21 protein-coding genes are annotated in these 18529 nt (G+C 67.3%); 10 read left to right on the forward strand and 11 right to left on the reverse strand.

The window, feature by feature from the left end; genetic code table 11:
- Positions 1-19: 19 nt before the first annotated feature.
- Entirely contained in the window at positions 20-937 is a 918-nt protein-coding gene (locus tag P5F91_RS16050) for an OmpA family protein (protein WP_145611594.1), read from the reverse strand.
- Positions 938-1128: 191 nt separating this feature from the next.
- Here P5F91_RS16050 and P5F91_RS16055 point away from each other — a divergent pair, with 191 nt between their 5' ends.
- Positions 1129-1638, forward strand: a complete 510-nt coding sequence (locus P5F91_RS16055) for a glutathione peroxidase (protein WP_145611592.1) — start codon at positions 1129-1131, stop codon at positions 1636-1638.
- A 60-nt stretch (positions 1639-1698) separates the two neighbouring features.
- On the opposite strand, the gene P5F91_RS16060 is transcribed toward P5F91_RS16055, so the two are convergent.
- Positions 1699-2517: a MipA/OmpV family protein gene (locus P5F91_RS16060; RefSeq protein ID WP_186454809.1), complete on the reverse strand. Its 819-nt coding sequence runs from the start codon at positions 2515-2517 to the stop codon at positions 1699-1701.
- A 211-nt stretch (positions 2518-2728) separates the two neighbouring features.
- Here P5F91_RS16060 and P5F91_RS16065 point away from each other — a divergent pair, with 211 nt between their 5' ends.
- Together P5F91_RS16065 and P5F91_RS16070 are read left to right on the forward strand one after the other, a co-directional pair.
- A complete protein-coding gene (locus P5F91_RS16065; RefSeq protein ID WP_277907600.1) occupies positions 2729-3487 on the forward strand; it encodes a response regulator in 759 nt (252 codons plus the stop codon).
- Positions 3484-4875 carry an ATP-binding protein gene (locus P5F91_RS16070; RefSeq protein ID WP_145611585.1) on the forward strand — a complete coding sequence of 464 codons (1392 nt, stop codon included), beginning with the start codon at positions 3484-3486 and terminating at the stop codon, positions 4873-4875. Before P5F91_RS16065 ends, P5F91_RS16070 begins: the two co-directional genes overlap by 4 nt.
- 65 nt (positions 4876-4940) lie before the next feature.
- Here the strand turns inward: P5F91_RS16070 and P5F91_RS16075 are convergent, their stop codons facing one another.
- The 5 genes from P5F91_RS16075 to ggt form a co-directional block, all read right to left on the reverse strand.
- A complete protein-coding gene (locus tag P5F91_RS16075) occupies positions 4941-5753 on the reverse strand; it encodes an inositol monophosphatase family protein (protein WP_145611583.1) in 813 nt (270 codons plus the stop codon).
- Positions 5754-5892: 139 nt separating this feature from the next.
- A complete protein-coding gene (gene efp, locus P5F91_RS16080; RefSeq protein WP_145611581.1) occupies positions 5893-6462 on the reverse strand; it encodes an elongation factor P in 570 nt (189 codons plus the stop codon).
- Between the two features lie 272 nt (positions 6463-6734).
- Positions 6735-6947 (reverse strand): hypothetical protein, encoded by a 213-nt coding sequence (locus P5F91_RS16085; protein ID WP_088871815.1) that lies wholly within the window; start codon positions 6945-6947, stop codon positions 6735-6737.
- A gap of 95 nt (positions 6948-7042) precedes the next feature.
- Complete coding sequence (locus tag P5F91_RS16090) at positions 7043-7360, reverse strand: hypothetical protein (RefSeq protein WP_186454808.1); 318 nt, start codon at positions 7358-7360, stop codon at positions 7043-7045.
- 186 nt (positions 7361-7546) lie between these two features.
- Positions 7547-9304 (reverse strand): gamma-glutamyltransferase, encoded by a 1758-nt coding sequence (gene ggt, locus P5F91_RS16095; RefSeq protein ID WP_246134446.1) that lies wholly within the window; start codon positions 9302-9304, stop codon positions 7547-7549.
- Positions 9305-9455: 151 nt separating this feature from the next.
- Here ggt and P5F91_RS16100 point away from each other — a divergent pair, with 151 nt between their 5' ends.
- The 6 genes from P5F91_RS16100 to P5F91_RS16125 all read left to right on the forward strand — a co-directional run bounded on the left by P5F91_RS16100 (position 9456) and on the right by P5F91_RS16125 (position 14617).
- The gene (locus tag P5F91_RS16100) at positions 9456-10025 is read left to right on the forward strand and encodes a helix-turn-helix domain-containing protein (RefSeq protein WP_211106972.1); all 570 of its coding nucleotides are present in this window, start codon (positions 9456-9458) and stop codon (positions 10023-10025) included.
- An 18-nt stretch (positions 10026-10043) separates the two neighbouring features.
- Entirely contained in the window at positions 10044-10592 is a 549-nt protein-coding gene (locus P5F91_RS16105) for a GNAT family N-acetyltransferase (RefSeq protein ID WP_277907601.1), read from the forward strand.
- A gap of 214 nt (positions 10593-10806) precedes the next feature.
- The gene (locus P5F91_RS16110; protein WP_004273582.1) at positions 10807-11739 is read left to right on the forward strand and encodes an ABC transporter permease subunit; all 933 of its coding nucleotides are present in this window, start codon (positions 10807-10809) and stop codon (positions 11737-11739) included.
- A gap of 4 nt (positions 11740-11743) precedes the next feature.
- Positions 11744-13045: a high-affinity branched-chain amino acid ABC transporter permease LivM gene (gene livM, locus P5F91_RS16115; protein WP_277907602.1), complete on the forward strand. Its 1302-nt coding sequence runs from the start codon at positions 11744-11746 to the stop codon at positions 13043-13045.
- A gap of 1 nt (position 13046) precedes the next feature.
- Positions 13047-13892, forward strand: coding sequence for a high-affinity branched-chain amino acid ABC transporter ATP-binding protein LivG (gene livG / locus P5F91_RS16120; RefSeq protein WP_277907603.1), 846 nt, complete (start codon positions 13047-13049; stop codon positions 13890-13892).
- Positions 13892-14617, forward strand: a complete 726-nt coding sequence (locus P5F91_RS16125) for an ABC transporter ATP-binding protein (protein ID WP_040848327.1) — start codon at positions 13892-13894, stop codon at positions 14615-14617. Before livG ends, P5F91_RS16125 begins: the two co-directional genes overlap by 1 nt.
- 18 nt (positions 14618-14635) lie before the next feature.
- On the opposite strand, the gene P5F91_RS16130 is transcribed toward P5F91_RS16125, so the two are convergent.
- The 3 genes from P5F91_RS16130 to P5F91_RS16140 form a co-directional block, all read right to left on the reverse strand.
- A complete protein-coding gene (locus P5F91_RS16130) occupies positions 14636-14983 on the reverse strand; it encodes a helix-turn-helix domain-containing protein (protein WP_277907604.1) in 348 nt (115 codons plus the stop codon).
- Positions 14949-15158 carry a BrnT family toxin gene (locus tag P5F91_RS16135; protein ID WP_277907605.1) on the reverse strand — a complete coding sequence of 70 codons (210 nt, stop codon included), beginning with the start codon at positions 15156-15158 and terminating at the stop codon, positions 14949-14951. Before P5F91_RS16135 ends, P5F91_RS16130 begins: the two co-directional genes overlap by 35 nt.
- A gap of 110 nt (positions 15159-15268) precedes the next feature.
- A complete protein-coding gene (locus P5F91_RS16140; protein WP_277907887.1) occupies positions 15269-17068 on the reverse strand; it encodes an ABC transporter transmembrane domain-containing protein in 1800 nt (599 codons plus the stop codon).
- Positions 17069-17368: 300 nt separating this feature from the next.
- Here P5F91_RS16140 and rpmE point away from each other — a divergent pair, with 300 nt between their 5' ends.
- Positions 17369-17590 (forward strand): 50S ribosomal protein L31, encoded by a 222-nt coding sequence (gene rpmE, locus P5F91_RS16145; RefSeq protein WP_040848326.1) that lies wholly within the window; start codon positions 17369-17371, stop codon positions 17588-17590.
- Positions 17591-17797: 207 nt separating this feature from the next.
- On the opposite strand, the gene P5F91_RS16150 is transcribed toward rpmE, so the two are convergent.
- Positions 17798-18250: a DUF1465 family protein gene (locus P5F91_RS16150; RefSeq protein ID WP_145611568.1), complete on the reverse strand. Its 453-nt coding sequence runs from the start codon at positions 18248-18250 to the stop codon at positions 17798-17800.
- Positions 18251-18529 lie beyond the last annotated feature (279 nt).

Genomic DNA, 18529 nt, shown 5'->3' on the forward strand with positions numbered 1-18529 from the left:
CCGGACCGCTTGGGAGTGCTTAGTGGATGAAGGTCAGCTCCACCCGATCGAAGGCTTCCGCCGGCAGGTCCGAGCCTTTGGCGGCCCCGCGCACGGCGTTCTTGTCGTCCTGGTCGCCGTTGACCGACCCCATGGCGTAGATCACCAGGCGTTCCTTGGCCACGCCCAAGGCCATGAGGCGGTCCCGCACGGCCATGGCACGGAACAGGGACAGGCGCCGGGCGGCGGCCTCCCTGTCCAGCGCCGGCAGGGGCGCGAACCCCCGGATCTCCAGCCGGCGGTTGGGGTCCTGCCCCAGGCGTCCGGCGATGGCCACCAGGGCCGCCTCCTGCTTCTTGTCCAGGGTGGAGGAACCGGCGGCGAAGGGCACCGTCTGGTGGTCGGCCTGGGTGGCGGGCGTGCCCTTCTCCACATGGGTGGTGCCGCGCGGACGGATGTCCGTGGTGACGGGCGGGGCTGCCCCCTCCGGTTCCGCCGCATGGCTGGGGATGGGGGTGGCCTCCGGCTTGGTCAGGGGCTTGGGCATGTCCGGCACGGGCACCACCTTGGGCTTGGGCGCCGCCGGCGCCCGGCCGACCGTGGGCACACCCAACTCGCCGGAGGCGGGCGGCGTGGTCGCCTTGCCCGACTGGCTTTCGGTGGACTGGCCGGGCACCGCCGGCGCCGGCGCCGGCTTGGCCGCCTTCTGCTTGGTGGCCTTGGGCTTGGCGGCCGGCTTCGGCGCGGCCTGCTGGGTCTCGGCCTGGCCCCCTGCGGACGGGGCGGCGTCGGTTTGCGGCCCGGTGGCTTGCGGCGCGGTCGTTTGGGCGTGGACTGGCATCACCAGCACTGCAACGGCCACGGCAACCACGGCGGGTAATGAATACATCTTGAAACGACGCATGCGGGTGACGACTTTCAGCAGGCTGACTAGACCTTGGAAATGTGGCCGATCCATGTTCGGCGCAACCTTTTTATCACCCCTCGGTCCCGCCTGCGCTGTTTCGCAGCCCTGCCATACCCGTTCTTTGCCACCTAAACGGGGCTTGACGGATACGCCTAGTTTAGAATAGTTCTAAATTATCGATTAACGCTGACGCCTATCCCGAAGGCCAGCCCACGCCAGACCACCGGCCAGGAGCCCACCCCATGCTGCCCCAGTCGCAGACCGCCGCCACCGCTTCCGCCCACGCCTTCTCCTTCCAGCGCCTGGGCGGCAAGGGCGCCGTTCCGCTGGCCGCCTATGCCGGGCAGCCGGTGCTGGTGGTCAACACCGCCAGCAACTGCCGCTTCACCAACCAGTATGAGGATCTGCAAGCCCTGCACGCCAAGTACGGCCCCCGGGGCCTGGTGGTGCTGGGCGTGCCGTCCAATGACTTCGGCAAGCAGGAGCCGGGTTCGGCTTCGGAAATCGGCGCCTTCTGCCAGCGCAACTACGGTGTAGAGTTCACCATGGCCGATAAGGAGGTGGTGATCGGCGCCGAGGCCCACCCCTTCTTCAACTGGCTGGTTGACGTGGCCGGCGAGGACGCCGCCCCCCGCTGGAACTTCCACAAGTACCTGCTGGGCAAGGACGGCCGCCTGGTGCGCTATTGGTCCTCGGTCTTCCGCCCGTCCAATGAGGCCATCATCCAGGCCGTGGAGGCGCAGCTGGCTTAAGCGCTGGCGCGGAGTGATGAAAGCGCCCCCGGAGCCGCTGGCGCCGGGGGCGTTTCCCTTTCAGAAGCGATAGCCCACCGCCGTAAAGGCGCGGGCGCTGGTGGCGTCATAGGTGACGGGGCTGTCGGCGGCGTCGCCGAGCAAGCGCTTCACCGACACATCGCCCGTCACGAACCAGTGCTCGTTGAAACGGTACAGGGCCCCGACGCCGGCGCTGACATCCTTGAAGCCGGATCCGGCGGTGTAGGCCGCGAAGCGGGAGTTGGCGGCCTGCACCGGCGTAACGCCGAAGTAGGCCTGCATGTAATTGTCGTTGGCCCAGGTGGTGCCCACGTGAGGCGTCACGATCAAATGGTCGGCCAGCTTGAACGGCAGGCCCGCACCGGCCGTCAGCACCACGCCATCGTTCTGATCGCCCGTGTACTTGGTGACGGACGCGTCCAGGCTGATTCGCCCCAGCTGATAGGCGCCGAAGAGCTTGACGCCCAGCGACGTATCGATGTTGCCCAGGCCCTTGAGGCGGTCGTCGCCGTTGCTGAAAAGACCGTTGGTGTTGCTGTCGTTCCGGCCGGGATCGAAGGTCAGGGCGGCACCGACACGCAGATTGCCCTGGTGCCAATAGGCACTGAGCCCCTCCGGCCCCAGGGCCAGCATGTCGTCATAGCGGATGGTGACCAGCGGCAGCGGTGCCACCCGGTAACGGTCGCTGCCCTCGTAGGTCGGGCGCACGGCGACGCCGCCGCCGACGGTGATGTCCCAGACCGGCGGCTGGCGTGCCTGGGAAGCGTCAGGGTCATCGGCCAGGGCCGGGCCGGCGGAAAGGGCGACGCCGGCCAGCAGCGCGGCGCCAAAAACGGAAACGGATATGCGGGAGAGCATGGGGCGCGTGGCCTCTCGGCTTTGGGGAAACGGCGCCCGGCGGCCAGGCCCCAACCCGTCGGCCGCCGGAACGAGGCTGGACCCTAAGCCCCGATTCTTGACGGCTGATGTCGGCTTTGCTGCCGGACGGGCACAATGTGTCCGGCTTGAAACAAACGCCCGGGACAACGGACACAAAGCGGGGCGCCCGCGCGTGCTAGCATGCGGACCCATGACGTCCCTGCCCGCCCCACTGCCCGCCCCACTGCCCGCCCCTGCCCAGCAGCCAACCCTGCTGATCGTCGATGACGACGAGGACATCCTGTCCCTGCTGACCCTGTTCTTCCAACGGCACGGCTATGCCGTGCGGGTGGCCGAGGACGGCGTGGGCATGCGGGCGGCCCTGGCGGCGGGCCCCATCGACTTGGTCATCCTGGACATCATGCTGCGCGGGGAGGACGGCTTCAGCCTGTGCCGGACCTTGCGCGCGGCGTCGCGCGTGCCGGTCATCATGCTGACCGCCATGGCCGACCATACCGACCGCGTCGTGGGGCTGGAGATCGGCGCCGACGACTACCTGACCAAGCCTTTCGACGCGCGCGAGCTGCTGGCCCGGGTCAAGGCCGTGCTGCGCCGGACGGGCGAGGCCGCCGGCCGGCCGGCGGAGACCCGTCCCAGCCTCAGTTTCGCCGGCTGGCGGCTGGACGTGGCGCGGCGGGAACTTCGGTCGGAGGATGGCACCCTGGTGCTGCTGTCGGGCGGGGAGTTCGACCTGCTGCTGGCCTTCGTGGAGCATCCCCAGCGGGTGCTGACCCGCGACCAGCTGCTGGACTTGGCGCGCGGCCTGAGCCACGCGGCTTACGACCGCAGCATCGACGTGCAGGTCAGCCGCCTGCGCCACAAGCTGGAGGATGATCCCAAGAGTCCGGCCTTGATCCGGACGGTGCGCAACGGCGGGTACATCTTCACCCCCGTGGTGAAGCGTCAATGAAATGGCCGGCCTGGCCCCTGGGCTTCCGACCGCAGGATACCATCGCCCGGCGCTTCGCGCTGACCATCATGGCGGCCGTGACCAGCACAGCGTTGCTGAGCGGCCTGGTCGTCAGCTTCGCCGGCGCCTGGCTGCAGCCGCCCGCCAATGACGCCGGGCTGGCACAGGCGGCCATCAGCATCACCCACGCCATCGATGTCGCCCCACCGGCGCTGCGGCCCGCCCTGGCCGCCGCTACGACCACACCAATCTATCGCGTCGAATGGCACCCGGTGGACGGTCCCCTGGCTGCAATGCTGCGCCAGAGAACCGGCCTGAATGACCTTCAGGAGCCGTTGGCGTGGCTGGCGGACCTGAACCCGCGGTCCTTGATGTTCGCGGCGACGGTGGACAGCCCGGCAGCAGCGTACCTGCATCACGACTTCCTGTCCGACCCCCGTCCCAGGTTCCTGGCGATACGGCTGAAAGACGAAAGCTGGCTCATCTACGCGCATACCCACCGTAGCCGCGATGCCATCATCCGCGCCTTGCGTGCCGGCATCGTCCTGGCCTTCCTGCTGCTGTCGGCCGCCGCGGTGTCGCTGGTCGCCGCCCGGCAGCTGTCCCGGCCCATCGAGCGCATCGCCGATGCCGCCCGGCACTTCGGCACCAATCCCCAGGCCCCGCCCATCGCCGAGTCGGGTCCGCGCGAACTGCGCGGCGTCATTCGCGCCTTCAACGCCATGCAGGGGCAGATCCAGAAGTTCGTGGGCTATCGCACCGCCATGCTGGCCGCCATTTCCCACGATCTGCGCACGCCGCTGACGCGCATGCGCCTGCGGGGCGAATTCGTCGAGGATGCGGAACAACAGGCGCGGCTGTTCCGCGACGTGGACGAGATGCAGGCCATGGTCGACGGCGCCCTGGCCTTTTTCCGCGACGACGCGAATGAGGAGGCGGTGACCGCCTTCGACCTGGGCGGCCTTCTGACCACCATCGCCGATGAATATGCCGACCAGGGTGTGGCCGTCGCCTACGAAGGGCCCAGCCATGCCGTCTATCGCGGCCGGCCCTTCGCGCTGAAGCGGGCCGTCACCAACCTGATCGAGAACGCGGTGAAGCACGCTACCCCGCCGGCGGTGACGCTGGAGCAGATATCGGGGGAGCAGATGCCGGGACCGGTGGCGATCGTCGTGCGAGACGATGGCCCGGGTATTCCGGAAGACGCGCTGGAGCAGGTGTTCAGCCCCTTTTTCCGCCTGGACCGGTCACGCAACCGGGTGACGGGCGGCGTTGGCCTGGGCCTGACGGCGGCGCTGGCCATCGTGCGCGGCCACGGCGGCGACATCACCTTGAGCAATCGGCCCGGCGGCGGACTCGAGGCGCGGGTGACCTTGCCCGCCCCTTGAACGACAATCGGCCCGGACGCTTACGTTCCGGGCCGACTGTGAAAACCAGACAGAACCGCAGGTGCTTAGCCGGCGGCCTTCTTCTTGCCGGCGTTGCGCAGCAGGGTGCCCAGCGGCAGGTGCAGGTGGGAATTGGCGGCCAGCACGCTGGCGCCGCTCTGCGGAACCTTGCCGCCGCCGATCTCGGTGGCGAAGCCGCCGGCCTCGGTCACCATCAGCAGACCCGCGGCCACGTCCCAAGGCTTCAGGTTGGTCTCGAAGAAGCCGTCGAAGCGGCCGGCGGCGACATAGGCCAAGTCCAAGGCGGCGGCACCCAAGCGGCGGATGCCGGCCACCTCGCCCATCACCGCCTGCAGCTGCGGCAGGTAGGCGGCATGGTCGCCATGGCCCTTGAAGGGGATGCCGGTAGCGATCAGGGCGTCGGGCAGGTTGCGGCGGGCGGAGACGCGCAGACGGGTGTGGTTGAGGAAGGCGCCGGCGCCCTTCTCCGTCCAGAACATCTCATCATGCACCGGCTCGTAAACCACGCCGGCGACGATCTCACCTTCCTTTTCCAACGCGATGGTGACGGCCCAGTGCGGCAGGCCGTGCAGGAAGTTGGTGGTACCGTCCAGCGGATCGACGATCCAGCGGTGCGACGGGTCGCTGCCGGCCACGCTGCCCGCTTCCTCCAGCAGGAAGCCGAAGCTGGGGCGGGCCTTGGACAGTTCCTCGCGGATGATGTTTTCCGACTTGCGATCGGCGGCGGACACGAAGTCCGCCGGACCCTTGCGGGAAACCTGCAGCTGCTCCACCTCACCGAAGTCGCGCACCAGGGCGCGGCCCGCCTTCTCGGCGGCTTTGGTCATGACGTTGAGGATGGCGGAACGGGCGGCCATGGAATGTCCCTTTTGATCTCATTACAGGCAGGTCCCCGGGGGACCGCCCTACCATAAAAGCCGAGAGCGAATTCCACCGGAAGGCGGAATTCGCTCTGGCAACGAACCAGCCGCCCCGAGGGCGACGGCGGAAGGAGGATTAATCCTTCGCGCGTTCCATGTATTCGCCCTCGGCGGTGCTGACCACCACGCGGGTGCCGGCTTCGATGTGCGGCGGAACCAGGATGCGCACGCCGTTCTCCAGCAGGGCCGGCTTGTACGAGGAAGAGGCCGTCTGGCCCTTCACCACCGGGTCGGCCTCGGTGATAGTCAGGGTGACGGTCTGCGGCAGCTCGACCGACAGCGGCGCGCCTTCGAAGGTCTGCACCGTCACTTCCATGCCGTCGGTCAGGAAGACCTTGCCGTCGCCGACGACATCGCCGGGAATGGAGACCTGCTCGAAGGTTTCCTTGTCCATGAAGGTGTAGCTGTCGCCTTCTTCGGCGAACAGGAAGGTCATCTCATGTTCGTCAAGGCGGGCACGCTCCACGCTTTCCTGGGTACGGAAGCGCTCGATCGTCTTGGTGCCCGTGCGCACGTCCTTCATCTCGATCTGGATGAAAGCGCCGCCCTTGCCGGGCTGCACGATCTGCGTCTTCACGACCACCCACAGCTTGCCGTTATTCTCCATAACGTGGCCGGGGCGCATGGTGTTGGCGTTAACCTTCATGGTGCTTCAACTTTAACCTGGGTGTTTGCGAGCGGCGGGGACCCTAGCAGCTTGTTGCCAGCCGGACAAGATCAGCCGGAATTCCCAAGGCGCATGCCCCTTCGGCGTTATCCCGCAAACGATGCTGTGGAATACCCCAACCGCCACGAAACCGGCGCAGAAAAAGCCCGGCAGGTCGAAACCGGCCGGGCTTGGAAGGGTATGGGACGGGAAACAGGGAATGAGAAGAACTACAGGGAAACGAACTTGCACCAGCCTCAGGGCTTGATGCCTCAGGGTTTGATTAGGGCGCCAACGGCCGCACCACCGGCCGCACCGATGGCCGCACCCGCCAGGACCGGGCCGCCGACGATGGCCGTCAGGGCGGCACCACCCGCGGCGCCGATGGCGCCACCGGACAGAGCGCGCTGCTGGCGGGCGTTAAGGCCCGAACAGCCGGCCAAGAGGGACCCGGCGACAACGACGACGACAGCTTTCTTCAACATGATGGCCTCACTGCTTCCAAGACCGGGGCGGAACAAGGCAGTGCTCCGCCCCGGGGCCGGGCTTAACGCCGGCTAAATCATTGCGGATTAAGGGGTTAGCGGATGGGAATGACCACGTTCAGGCCAGCCGACGGATAGTAGACCGGGGGCGGCGGCGGGGGCGCGTAGTACACCGGGGGCGGCACGTACACCGGACGGGGCGGGCCGTAATAGTACGGCGGGGCCACGTAGACCCGCGGGCCGCGATAGTAGTCGTGGTAGCGGTAGTAGTCACCATGGTGGTGACGCCAGTACTCATCGGCCTTGGCCTTGGTCGCGGTCAGACCGGAGGATGCGGCGACCCCGACCACGACCAGTGCGGCAACCGCGGCAAAGCGCTTCACCTTCGCCAGACGCAGGAAATCGCTCGTCATGATCTTACCTCCAAAAAGGGGATGCTCGCTTGTCGGCTCGTGCCGTCATCGGCTTCCCATGGCTCGTATCCTGGAGGCGGATGTTGACGATTTAAGGGCGATGTTTGCCTTAATGCGACCGTAATTATGAATGGGCCGGGAACTTTACGCGCCCAGCCCATTCATCAATAAAAACAAATGGTTATATTATCGGACCACTTGTCCCGCCCCGCGCCCGCGCGGATCGGAGGCGGTTTCCAGTTCCGTGCCGATCACCCGCACAGCCTCCACATCGCCCATGTTCCAACCCTGATTCACCAGCGTGTAGCCCATGGCCTTCAGCTTGTCGGCCTCCGGCCCCGTCAGCGGGGCGTAGGGGTCGTAATAGATGGTGTCCTTGGGCAGCAGCTGATGATGCACCCGCTGGGCCGCCACCGCCGCCTGCAGCGGCATGTGGAAGTCATAGACGTCGCTCATCACCTGGAAGACGCCGGTGAAGATGCGGGAGCCGCCGGGCGTACCCAGCACCAGGCTGACCTTGCCGTCGCGGGTGACGATGGTGGGGGTCATGGAGGACAGCATGCGCTTGCCCGGCTGGATGGCGTTGGCGTCCTTGCCCACCACGCCGAAGCCGTTGGGCACGCCCGGCTTGGCGCTGAAGTCATCCATCTCGTCATTCATCAGGAAGCCGGCGCCGCTGACCACCTCGCCGTTCCCGAACTCGAAATTCAGGGTGTAGGTGTTGGAGACGGCGTTGCCCCACTTGTCCACGACGGAGAAGTGCGTGGTTTCGTTGGGCTCCAGCCCCGGCTTCACGTCGGGCGTGGGGGAAATGGCGGTCGGGTTGACCTCTCCGGCCCGCTTGGCCAGGTAGTCGTCGCTGATCAGCTTTTCCACCGGCACCTTGTAGAAGTCCGGGTCGCCCAGGTATTCCGCGCGGTCGGCGAACACCCGCTTCTCGATCTCCGCCAGCAGGTGGATGTACTTGGCGGAGTTCAGCGGCACGTCCTTGAAATCCGCGGCGCGCAGCTCCTTCATCTTCAGCAACTGGGCCAGCGCCTCCCCGCCCGAGCTGGGCGGCGGGGCGGTATAGACGACGTTGCCCTGCCAGGTGAACCGGATGGGCTCCCGCCACTTGGCCTTGTAGTCCGCCAGATCCTGCGCCGTGATCAGGCCGCCGTCCTTCTTCATTTGCGTGACCAGCAGCTGCGCCGTCTTGCCGGTGTAGAACTCCTTGGGCCCGTCCTTGGCGATGCGCTTCAGCGTCTCGGCCAGTTCCGGCTGGGTGAAGATCTTGCCCGGCTCCATCTTGCCGAAGTACTGGGCGAAGTTGGTGCCGGCAAACTGCGCCATCATGTCGGTGCGGTAGGCGATGATCTTGTCGGATGGCAGGAAGCCCTTTTCCGCCAGGGTGATGGCCGGCTGGATGACCCGCTCCCACGGCAGCGTGCCGAAGCGGTGATGCGCCTCCCACAGGCCCATGACGGTGCCGGGCACGCCGGCGGCCTTGGCGCCCACCAGGCTGAGCTTGGGAATCACGTTGCCCTGGGCGTCCAGGTACATGGTGCGCGTCGCGGCCTTGGGCGCCACCTCGCGGTAGTCGATGAAATAGGGCTTGCCGTCCACGAACAAGGTCATGAAGCCGCCGCCGCCGATGTTGCCGGCCTCGGGATAGGTGACGGCCAAGGCGAAGGCGGTGGCCACGGCGGCGTCCACGGCGTTGCCGCCGGCCTTCAGGATTTCCGCCCCGGCGCCCGTGCCGAAGGTGTCGGCCGAGGCCACGGCGCCCCCCGACAGCAGGGCGGCCGGCGCGGTCGCCGTCTCCTTGGCCTGGACCAGCGCCACGCCCCCGAACAGCGCGACGCCCAATGCCACCGCGCCCATCGCATTGACCCAGCGACGCGTGATGCCCTTGCCAACCCGCCCCTTGCCACCCTGCCCCTTGCCACCCTGCCAGGACCCCATCGGTCACCCCTCTTGTTCTGGAACCATTGTCCGCCCGCCGGGCGGAAGCGATCAGCATGCCCAGGTCGCCCGCGAAAGATAAGATGATTTTGCGCTGCGGTATGATAAGCGGGGCTTGACGATTTTCTCATATATGGGAAATATTCCCGTTATGGAACAGGCCCCCGATCCCTTCGACCAACGCCTGGCTGCCCGCCTCGCTGGCTTGCGCCTGGAACGCGGCTGGACTCTGGAAACATTGGCCGAGCATAGCGGCATCAGCCGCGCCACCCTGTCCCGGCTGGAGCGGGGGGAAACCAGCCCCACCGCCGCTTTGCTGGGACGGCTATGCACCGCCTACGAACGGCCCATGTCCCGCCTGCTGGCGGAGGTGGAGGCCGATCCGCAGCAGTTCATTCCCCGCGAGTCCCAGCCCGTCTGGACCGATCCGGAAACGGGCTTCCGCCGCCGAGGCCTGTCCCCGCCCGCCAGCGGCTACATAACAGAAATGGTGGAGGGCACCCTGCCCCCCGGTGCCGTCATCGCCTATCAGGCGCCGCCGGTGGCGGGGCTGGAGCATCATTTGTGGATGCTGGCCGGGCGGCTCGACCTGGCCTTGGACGGCGTGTCCCACGCGCTGTCGGCAGGGGACACGCTGCGCTACCGCCTGGCGGGCGGCAGCCGCTTCCACTGCCCCGGCCCGGATGCCGCGCACTACGTCATCGCCATTACCCGCCCCTGAGAAAGCCCCCGAGCCACCATGACCGCCCTGGCCATCCGCGAAATTACCGCCGCCGAGTTGGACGCCCAGACCCCCGCCCTCAGCCGCATCCTGCATGCCTGCGTCCTGGGCGGGGCCAGCGTCGGCTTCATCCTGCCCTTCGCCGAGGACGAGGCCACCGCCTTCTGGCAAGGGCTGAGACCCGGCCTGGAGGCCGGCAGCCGGCGCCTGCTGGGCGCGTGGCTGGGGGACAGCCTGATGGGCACGGTGCAGCTGCTGCTGGCCGGCCCGCCCAATGGCCGCCACCGGGCGGAGGTGGCCAAGATGCTGGTCCACCCCGACGCCCGCCAACGCGGCATCGGCCGCGCGCTGATGGCCGCCGTCGAGGCGCTGGCCCGGACAGAGGGCCGCACCCTGCTGCTGCTGGACACCGGCAGCGATGAAGGCCGGGCGCTGTACCGCTCCGCCGGGTTCCAGACCGTGGGCGACATTCCGGGCTATGCCATTCATGTCGATGGCTCAGCCCTGGCGACGACCATCCTGTACAAGCATTTAACAGGACCAATGCCGGAGAATTACGCGCACTGACGCATGCCAAGCCGGCCAATTACCGCTATCCGCCAGTAAAAAATGTTGCGGTGCGTGCGTTTTCACCCGCGCACCCCCCGCCCCCGCCTTGCCGCCCCTGCGCACTAGCGCTAAGGTCGCTGCCGGTCCCGGCATGGCGGACCCGCGCCAAGGCCGGCGCGGGAATCGGCCGAAGCACGCCGGACAGCCATCGATGGGGGCGGTTAAGGCAGCAATGGGTTTCACGCTGGCAGTCGGCACATTCCTACAGCATTTGATCAACGGCCTGACCCTGGGCGCCATCTACGGACTGATCGCCATCGGCTACACCATGGTGTACGGCATCATCCGCATGATCAATTTCGCCCATGGCGAGATTTACATGATCGGCGCCTTCATCGCCGTCACCACCTTCACCCTGCTGCTGGGGGCGGGCGTGACCTCGGTGCCGCTGGCCTTGGTCATCGTGCTGGCCATCTCCTGCACCTTCACCGCCGCCTATGGCTGGACCATCGAGCGCGTTGCCTATCGCCCGCTGCGCACGGCGCCCAAGCTGGCGCCCTTCATCTCCGCCATCGGCATGTCCATCCTGCTGCAGAACTTCGTCATGCTGACCCAGGGGGCGCGGTCGAAGTCGCTGCCCCCGGTCATGACGGGTGGCGTCACCCTATGGCACGACGGCGACTTCAGCCTGGGCCTGACCAACATCCAGATGTTCATCATCCTGCTGACCGTGGCGCTGATGGCCGGGTTCACCCTGGTCATCAACCGCACCGCCCTGGGCCGCGCCCAGCGGGCGTGTGAACAGGACCGGACCATGGCAGCCTTGCTGGGCATCAACGTCGACCGCACCATCTCCCTCACCTTCGTGCTGGGGGCCGGGCTGGCGGCGGTGGCCGGCGTGATGGTCACCCTCTATTACGGCGTCATCGACTTCTACATCGGCTTCCTGGCCGGCATGAAGGCCTTCACCGCCGCCGTGCTGGGCGGCATCGGCAGCCTGCCGGGCGCCATGCTGGGCGGCCTGCTGATCGGCCTGATCGAGGCCTTCTTCTCCGGCTACGTCTCCAGCGCCTACAAGGACGTGGCGGCGTTTTCCATCCTGATCCTGGTGCTGGTGGTCCGCCCCTCGGGCCTGCTGGGCCGTCCTGACATCGAGAAGGTGTGAGGTCATGGCCGCACCCGCGAGCACCCCGATTCCCGTCGTTCATCGTCTGCGTGACGCCGGCATCGCCGGCCTGGTCGCCATGGCGCTGGCCGTGCCTTTCCTGGGCCTGCGCACCGTCAACCTGGACCAGGGCCTGGTGGTGCAGGCCAACCTGGCCTATGTGCCCCTGGCCGGTGCCATCGTCTTCCTGGGCCGGCTGGTCCTCGGCCTGCTGGCGGCACCGCTGGCCAAGGCCGCAGCCCCCCTGGCGGCGTGGCGCCCGCCGGCCGCCGCCCAGCGCCTGCGCCCTTGGGGCGGGCCACTGCTGATCCTGGCCGCGGTGGCCCTGCCCTTCCTGCCCTTCGCCAACCGCTATGTCATCGACCTGGGCACCACGGCGCTGATTTACATCCTGCTGGCGACGGGCCTGAACATCACCGTGGGCCTGGCCGGGCTGCTGGATCTGGGCTTCGCCGCCTTCTACGCCATCGGCGCCTATACCTGCGCGCTCACCACCACGCAGTTGCACTGGGGCTTCTGGCCGGCGCTGGTGGCGGGCGGGCTGGCATCCAGCCTGTTCGCCGTGCTGTTGTCCCTGCCCATCCTGCGGCTGCGGGGCGATTACCTCGCCATCGTCACCCTGGGCTTTGGTGAGATAACGCGCATCGTCATCCTGAACTGGCAGGGCCTGACCGGCGGGCCCAACGGCGTGTCGGGCATCGCCCGGCCCACCCTGTTCGGCCTGACCTTCGACCGGCGCGCGCCGGCCGGCGGCCACACCTTCAGCGAGGTGACGGGCATCGCCTACGCCCCCGAACACCGGCTGATCTTCCTCTACCTGCTCATCCTGGCGCTGACCGTGCTGGCGGCCTACACCGTCGCCCGCCTGCGCCGCCTGCCCATCGGCCGCGCCTGGGAGGCGTTGCGTGAGGATGAGATCGCCTGCCGCTCCCTGGGTATCAACCCCACCATGGTGAAGGTCTCGGCCTATGCCACCGGCGCCCTGATGGGCGGCTTGGCCGGCTGTTTCTTCGCCGCCCGCCAGGGTTTCGTCAGCCCGGAAAGCTTCGGCTTCATGGAATCGGCCACCATCCTGGCCATCGTCGTGCTGGGCGGCATGGGCAGCCAGGCGGGCGTGATCATCGCGGCCTTGTTCATCGTCGTGCTGCCGGAACTGGCGCGCGGCTTCGCCGACTACCGCATGCTGGCCTTCGGCCTGGCCATGATCCTGATCATGATCTGGAAGCCGGGCGGCCTGCTGTCCGGCCGCTTGCCGACCATCCGGCTGTCCAACGCCAAGCCCAAGTCCGTGGCGGAGACCGCCTGAAATGGCCGAACCCCTTTTTGATGCACCCCTTCTTGACGTTCAGGGCCTCACCATGCGCTTCGGCGGCCTGCTGGCCGTGGACGGCGTGGACCTGACGGCGGAACGCAACCGCATCACCGCCCTGATCGGACCCAACGGTGCGGGCAAGACCACCATCTTCAACTGCCTGACCGGCTTCTACAAACCCACGGCCGGCCGGCTGCTGCTGCGCCACCCGGCCCGGGGCCCCATCGAGCTGCAAACGCTGAAGGGCTACGGCGTCGCCCGCACCGGCGTGGTGCGCACCTTCCAGAACATCCGCCTGTTCCCCAGCATGACGGTGCTGGAAAACCTGCTGGTGGCCCAGCACCAGGCGCTGATGCCCAGGTCCGTCTTCTCCTTCGCCGGCCTGCTGAACCTGAAGGGCTGGCGCGCCGCGGAAGAGGCGGCGGTGGACACCGCCCGCGACTGGCTGCGCCGGCTGGACCTGCTGGCGGTGGCGGATGAGGCGGCGGGCAACCTGTCCTACGGCATGCAGCGCCGGGTGGAAATCGCCCGCGCCATGAGCACCAACCCGCTGCTGCTGTGCCTGGATGAACCGGCGGCCGGCCTGAACCCGCGCGAAACCCGGGCGCTGGCCGAACTGCTGGCCGGCATCCGCGCCGAACACGGCATCGGCATCCTGCTGATCGAACATGATATGGGCCTGGTCATGGACATCTCCGACCACATCTTCGTCGTCGACCATGGCGCCCGCATCGCCGCCGGCACGCCCGCCGAAATCCGCAATGACGAGCGGGTGATCAAGGCTTACCTGGGCGAGCCCGACGCCGATGACGTCGCGACCGCCGGCGGGGGCGCGCACTGATGGCCGGCCCGCTGCTGCAACTGTCCGACGTCCACGCCAGCTATGGTCCCGTGCACGCCCTGCGCGGCGTCAACGTCACGGTGAACGAGGGGGAGATCGTCACCCTCATCGGCGCCAATGGTGCCGGCAAGTCCACCCTGCTGATGACCATTTGCGGCAACCCGAAGCCGACTCAAGGCCAGATCCTGTTCCAGGACAAAAGCCTGGTGGGTATCCCCCCGCACCTGATCGCGACGCAAGGCATCGCCCAGGTGCCGGAGGGCCGGCGCATCTTCCCGCGCATGACGGTGCTGGAGAACCTGCAGCTGGGCGCCACCCTGGCCGACCCCGCCCATTTCGCCGAGGACCTGGCCACCTGTTACGGCCTGTTCCCCATCCTGGAGAAGCGCCAGGCCCAGCGCGCCGGCACCCTGTCGGGCGGGGAGCAGCAGATGCTGGCCATCTCCCGCGCGCTGATGAGCCGCCCGCGCATGCTGTTGCTGGACGAGCCCTCGCTGGGCCTCGCCCCCCTCATCATCCGCCAGATCTTCCAGGTCATCGAACAGCTGAACCGGGAGCGTGGCATGACCATCCTGCTGGTGGAACAGAACGCCTACCACGCCCTGAAGCTGGCCCATCGCGCCTATGTCCTGGCCTCGGGCGAGGTGGTGCTGACGGGTTCGGGGCGCGAATTGCTGGCCAACGAGCAGGTGCGCGCGGCCTACCTGGAGGGCGGGGCGCATTGAGGCGCCTGGAAACCTGATTCAATCGGTTCGCCGCAGCGCCTCCTGAACGAAGTCCGGATCCTTGGCAATGACCGTGAGGTAAGCCCGTGCCGTCGCGTCGGGTTCTTTCCGGCTCTGCTCCCAATCCCGCAAGGTTCCAATGGGAATGTGAAAGCGGGTGGCGAACTCCTCCTGCGTCAGGCCAAGCGCCCTGCGCACGACGCGGACCTGTGGGACACGCCGCAGCCGGGGCATGTCCTCCGGCGTCAGTGGTCGTGCGTCCGGATCGCTGAGGGCCGCCTGATGCCGCTGCTCATCCGACATGGCGTAGAACCGCGAAAAGGACCCGCTATCAGGCGTTTTCGTCGTGGTATCGTCGGCGTTCATAAGGTTCAGCTCCTCTCGCGGAGATCAGGCGGATGTCGTCACCGCGCAGGGCATAAGCGACGTACAACAGCCATTCGATGGCGAATGGGTCCTGGAAAACAGCCCGGGCGTCCTCAAATCGGATGCCATGTTTGGCTAGGTTTTCCGCAGCCTTGCGTTCGTCCCGCTGGAACATGGCGTCCCCGACTCTGTGACGCCAGAGTACGGCTAAGCCGTATTGGCGTCAACGCACCGAACCCGCTTGCAGAGGCAAGTGAAAGTGCCGCCCATCCGGCGCCATCTCCCCTACTCCGCCGCGTCGCCGATCCCCTTGGCCGCGTCGAACTGCAAGGCCGCCAGGCGGGCGTAGAGGCCGCCCTGGCGGATCAGTTCCTCATGCCGGCCGCTGGCGACGATCTTACCCTTGTCCAGGACGATGATGCGGTCGGCGTTCAGCACAGTGGCCAGGCGGTGGGCGATGATGAGGGTGGTGCGGTCCTTCATCAGGGTTTCCAGCGCCAGTTGCACCCCGCGCTCGCTCTCCGCGTCCAGGGCGGAGGTCGCCTCGTCCAGCAGCAGGATTTTCGGGTTGCGCAGGATGGCGCGGGCGATGGCGATGCGCTGGCGCTGGCCACCGGACAGGCGCACGCCCTTCTCGCCCAGATAGGTGCCCAGGCCCTCGGGCAGAGCCTCCAGGAAGTCCAGCGCGTGGGCGGCGCGGGCGGCGGCGCGCACCTCCTCGTCCGTCGCCTCGGGGCGGCCGTAGCGGATGTTCTCCCACGCGTTGGTGGAGAAGATCACCGCCTCTTGCGGGACGATCCCTAGGCGGGCGCGCACGTCCGCCGGGGTGGCCGTGCGCACGTCCACGCCGTCCACCAGCACGCGGCCGTCCTGCGGGTCGTAGAAGCGCAGCAGCAACTGGAATAGGGTGGTCTTGCCGGCCCCGCTGGGGCCGACGATGGCCACGGTCTCGCCCGGCGCCACGGTCAGGTCCAGGCCTTCCAGCGCGGCATAGTCGGAGCGGGAGGGATAGTGGAAGCGCACGCCCTCAAACGCGACGGTGCCGATGGCCGGGGTGGGCAGCGCCACCGGGTTGGGCGGGGCCACGATGTCGGGCTTGGTCTCCAGCAGATCCACCAGCCGCTCCATGGCGCCGGCGGCGCGCTGCAGCTCACCCGTCACCTCGGAGATGGCGCCCACGGCGCCGGCCACCAGCACGGAATAGAAGATGAAGGCGGAGAGCTGGCCGGCGGAGATGCGGCCGGCCAGCACGTCGTGCCCGCCGATCCACAGGATGACGCCAATGGCGCCCATGACCAGCGAGATGATGATCATCGCCATCAGAGCCCGCACACGAATGCGACGCACGGCGGTGGTGAAGGCGTCCTCCACCCGGTCGCCGAAGCGCGCCGTCTCTATGGCCTCATGCCCGAAAGCCTGGACGATGCGGATGCCGCCCAGCGTCTCATCCACCTGGGCGCCCACGTCGGCCACGCGGTCCTGGCTGGCCTTGCTGAGCTTGCGCAAGGACCGGCCCAGGATGACGATGGGCAGCACCACCAGGGGCACGACGATCAGCACCAGGCCCGTCAGCTTGGCGCTGGTGATGGCCAGCATGATCAGGCCGCCCATCAGCATCAGCGTGTTGCGCAGGGCGATGGAAACGGTGGAGCCCACCACCGTCTGCAGCAGCGTGGTGTCCGTGGTCAGGCGCGACAGCACCTCACCCGTGCGGGTCGATTCGAAAAATCCGGGCGATAGCGTGACCAGATGGTCGAAAACCGCGCGGCGGATATCGGCCACCACCCGCTCACCCACCCAGGAAACCAGGGAGAATCGCACATAGGTGGACCCGGCCAGCACCAGGATGACACCCAGCATGACCAGCAGCGCATGGTCCAGCAGCTGCGGATTGCTGGTGACGAAGCCTTGGTCCACCACCGCCTGAAGCCCGCGGCCCATGCCGATGGTGGTGGCCGCCGCCAGCAGCAGGGCGATGCCCGCCCCCACCGAGTGCCAGATGTAGGGCCGCACGAAGGGCAGCAGAAAGGCCAGGGGCCGCAGGGACTTACGCCCCGGGGCGGGTGTGCCCGGGGTGGGTGTCATGGTGGCGTCGGTCACCGGCGATGTTCCCAATCTGTCTGAGTGGGGCGCGGAACCGTCCCATTATTCAAGCGTCCCCGAACAATCAGCTTGGCCCCACGCGCGTGATGGCTTAGGTAATGCGTCCAAGGCCGTGGGGCAACCATCGCCAACCCTTTCCTTCATCGCCATGTGGCGTCAGCCATGCGTGGTTGTGGTGTCGTGCGCAGGGGAAGCGCACGATCGGGTGTTGATCCCGGGGACGGTTTTGGCTATAAGCCCGGCTTCGCATTTCGAGATTTTTGTTTTGGGACTTGGGCGATCATGAAAGCTGACATTCACCCGGACTACCATGAGATCACCGTCGTCATGACCGACGGCACCTCGTTCAAGACCCGGAGCACCATGGGCAAGGCCGGCGACACGCTGCGCCTGGACATCGACCCGAAGTCGCACCCGGCGTGGACGGGCGTGCAGAAGCTGGTCGACACCGGCGGCCAGATCGCCAAGTTCAACCGCCGCTTCTCGGGCCTGGGCCTGAAGTAAGCTGCGGGCGGCCTACGCCGCACGCTGTTGAGCTTTCAAGAAAGAGCGTCCCATTCGGGGCGCTCTTTTTTGCTGCTTACGCGCCACCCCTACCTTAAGCCGCAAGTGCTCCAGGCCTGCGACCGCAGGCCCCGGAGGGAGCACCGGAGGGCGGAACGAGGATAGCCAAAGGCCCGGATGGGCCTGCCGGCGCCTGAGGAATCAGCATCAGGCCACGCTGCGGCGGTACTGCTCTTCCAGGCGTTCGGCGCGCATGTACAGGCTATGGCTGCGTTGCAGCAGGGAGCGCAGGCCGGACGGCAACTCGCCATTGTCGGGGCCCGAAGGATCGCTGCAGATGGCGCCGCCGGACAGGGCGAACTGCTCGCCCAGCACCTGGTCGGCCGTCAGCTCATGGGCATGCACGGCCTTTAGGGCCAATAGCCAGGCCATCACCTGGGTCAACCGGCTGGTGACACGCAACGACTCGTAGCTGATCTGCAATCGGACCTGGGGTGGCAGCCCCCGCTGGTCCTTGGCTTCCTGGAAGGCCACATAGTTGCGCGCCTCAACCAGGAGGGCCATCGTCTCCTCGTATGTCCGGTCGAAAAAGGCATTGGACTCGAGCAACGAGGAACCTTTCTCCGGCCTGGACCTGAATGCCGCACGGGTTGGTCCCATGGGCGTAACTCAGGTGGGGGTAACCCGGGCACGGACAGCAACTGTAGGATCGAAATGCCCGGCCCCGCAATACGCGGCAGGGCGGGGTCACCTTCTGATCACAGTCGGTGACGCTTCAGGGTGCCGCCAAAGGCTTAAATCTTTGGAAATAGGACGACGGATTTCCGGGCCGCTTCGCCTTCCATTTTTCGGAGTCCGGTCCCTATTGAAATCCGCGAAGGCCGTTCACAGATGAAACTGCGTCGGCGGGAATGCCCAGGAGGGGTTCCTAGAGCCGGC

The sequence above is a fragment of the Nitrospirillum amazonense genome (assembly GCF_029594735.1).
Lineage (GTDB): Bacteria > Pseudomonadota > Alphaproteobacteria > Azospirillales > Azospirillaceae > Nitrospirillum > Nitrospirillum amazonense.

Coding starts and splice junctions, on each gene's coding strand:
- P5F91_RS16050 (WP_145611594.1), bottom strand. CDS start 937: ATGGATCGGCCACATTTCCAAGGTCTAGTCAGCCTGCTGAAAGTCGTC.
- P5F91_RS16055 (WP_145611592.1), top strand. CDS start 1,129: ATGCTGCCCCAGTCGCAGACCGCCGCCACCGCTTCCGCCCACGCCTTC.
- P5F91_RS16060 (WP_186454809.1), bottom strand. CDS start 2,517: ATGCTCTCCCGCATATCCGTTTCCGTTTTTGGCGCCGCGCTGCTGGCC.
- P5F91_RS16065 (WP_277907600.1), top strand. CDS start 2,729: ATGACGTCCCTGCCCGCCCCACTGCCCGCCCCACTGCCCGCCCCTGCC.
- P5F91_RS16070 (WP_145611585.1), top strand. CDS start 3,484: ATGAAATGGCCGGCCTGGCCCCTGGGCTTCCGACCGCAGGATACCATC.
- P5F91_RS16075 (WP_145611583.1), bottom strand. CDS start 5,753: ATGGCCGCCCGTTCCGCCATCCTCAACGTCATGACCAAAGCCGCCGAG.
- efp (WP_145611581.1), bottom strand. CDS start 6,462: ATGAAGGTTAACGCCAACACCATGCGCCCCGGCCACGTTATGGAGAAT.
- P5F91_RS16085 (WP_088871815.1), bottom strand. CDS start 6,947: ATGTTGAAGAAAGCTGTCGTCGTCGTTGTCGCCGGGTCCCTCTTGGCC.
- P5F91_RS16090 (WP_186454808.1), bottom strand. CDS start 7,360: ATGACGAGCGATTTCCTGCGTCTGGCGAAGGTGAAGCGCTTTGCCGCG.
- ggt (WP_246134446.1), bottom strand. CDS start 9,304: ATGGGGTCCTGGCAGGGTGGCAAGGGGCAGGGTGGCAAGGGGCGGGTT.
- P5F91_RS16100 (WP_211106972.1), top strand. CDS start 9,456: ATGGAACAGGCCCCCGATCCCTTCGACCAACGCCTGGCTGCCCGCCTC.
- P5F91_RS16105 (WP_277907601.1), top strand. CDS start 10,044: ATGACCGCCCTGGCCATCCGCGAAATTACCGCCGCCGAGTTGGACGCC.
- P5F91_RS16110 (WP_004273582.1), top strand. CDS start 10,807: ATGGGTTTCACGCTGGCAGTCGGCACATTCCTACAGCATTTGATCAAC.
- livM (WP_277907602.1), top strand. CDS start 11,744: ATGGCCGCACCCGCGAGCACCCCGATTCCCGTCGTTCATCGTCTGCGT.
- livG (WP_277907603.1), top strand. CDS start 13,047: ATGGCCGAACCCCTTTTTGATGCACCCCTTCTTGACGTTCAGGGCCTC.
- P5F91_RS16125 (WP_040848327.1), top strand. CDS start 13,892: ATGGCCGGCCCGCTGCTGCAACTGTCCGACGTCCACGCCAGCTATGGT.
- P5F91_RS16130 (WP_277907604.1), bottom strand. CDS start 14,983: ATGAACGCCGACGATACCACGACGAAAACGCCTGATAGCGGGTCCTTT.
- P5F91_RS16135 (WP_277907605.1), bottom strand. CDS start 15,158: ATGTTCCAGCGGGACGAACGCAAGGCTGCGGAAAACCTAGCCAAACAT.
- P5F91_RS16140 (WP_277907887.1), bottom strand. CDS start 17,068: ATGACACCCACCCCGGGCACACCCGCCCCGGGGCGTAAGTCCCTGCGG.
- rpmE (WP_040848326.1), top strand. CDS start 17,369: ATGAAAGCTGACATTCACCCGGACTACCATGAGATCACCGTCGTCATG.
- P5F91_RS16150 (WP_145611568.1), bottom strand. CDS start 18,250: ATGGGACCAACCCGTGCGGCATTCAGGTCCAGGCCGGAGAAAGGTTCC.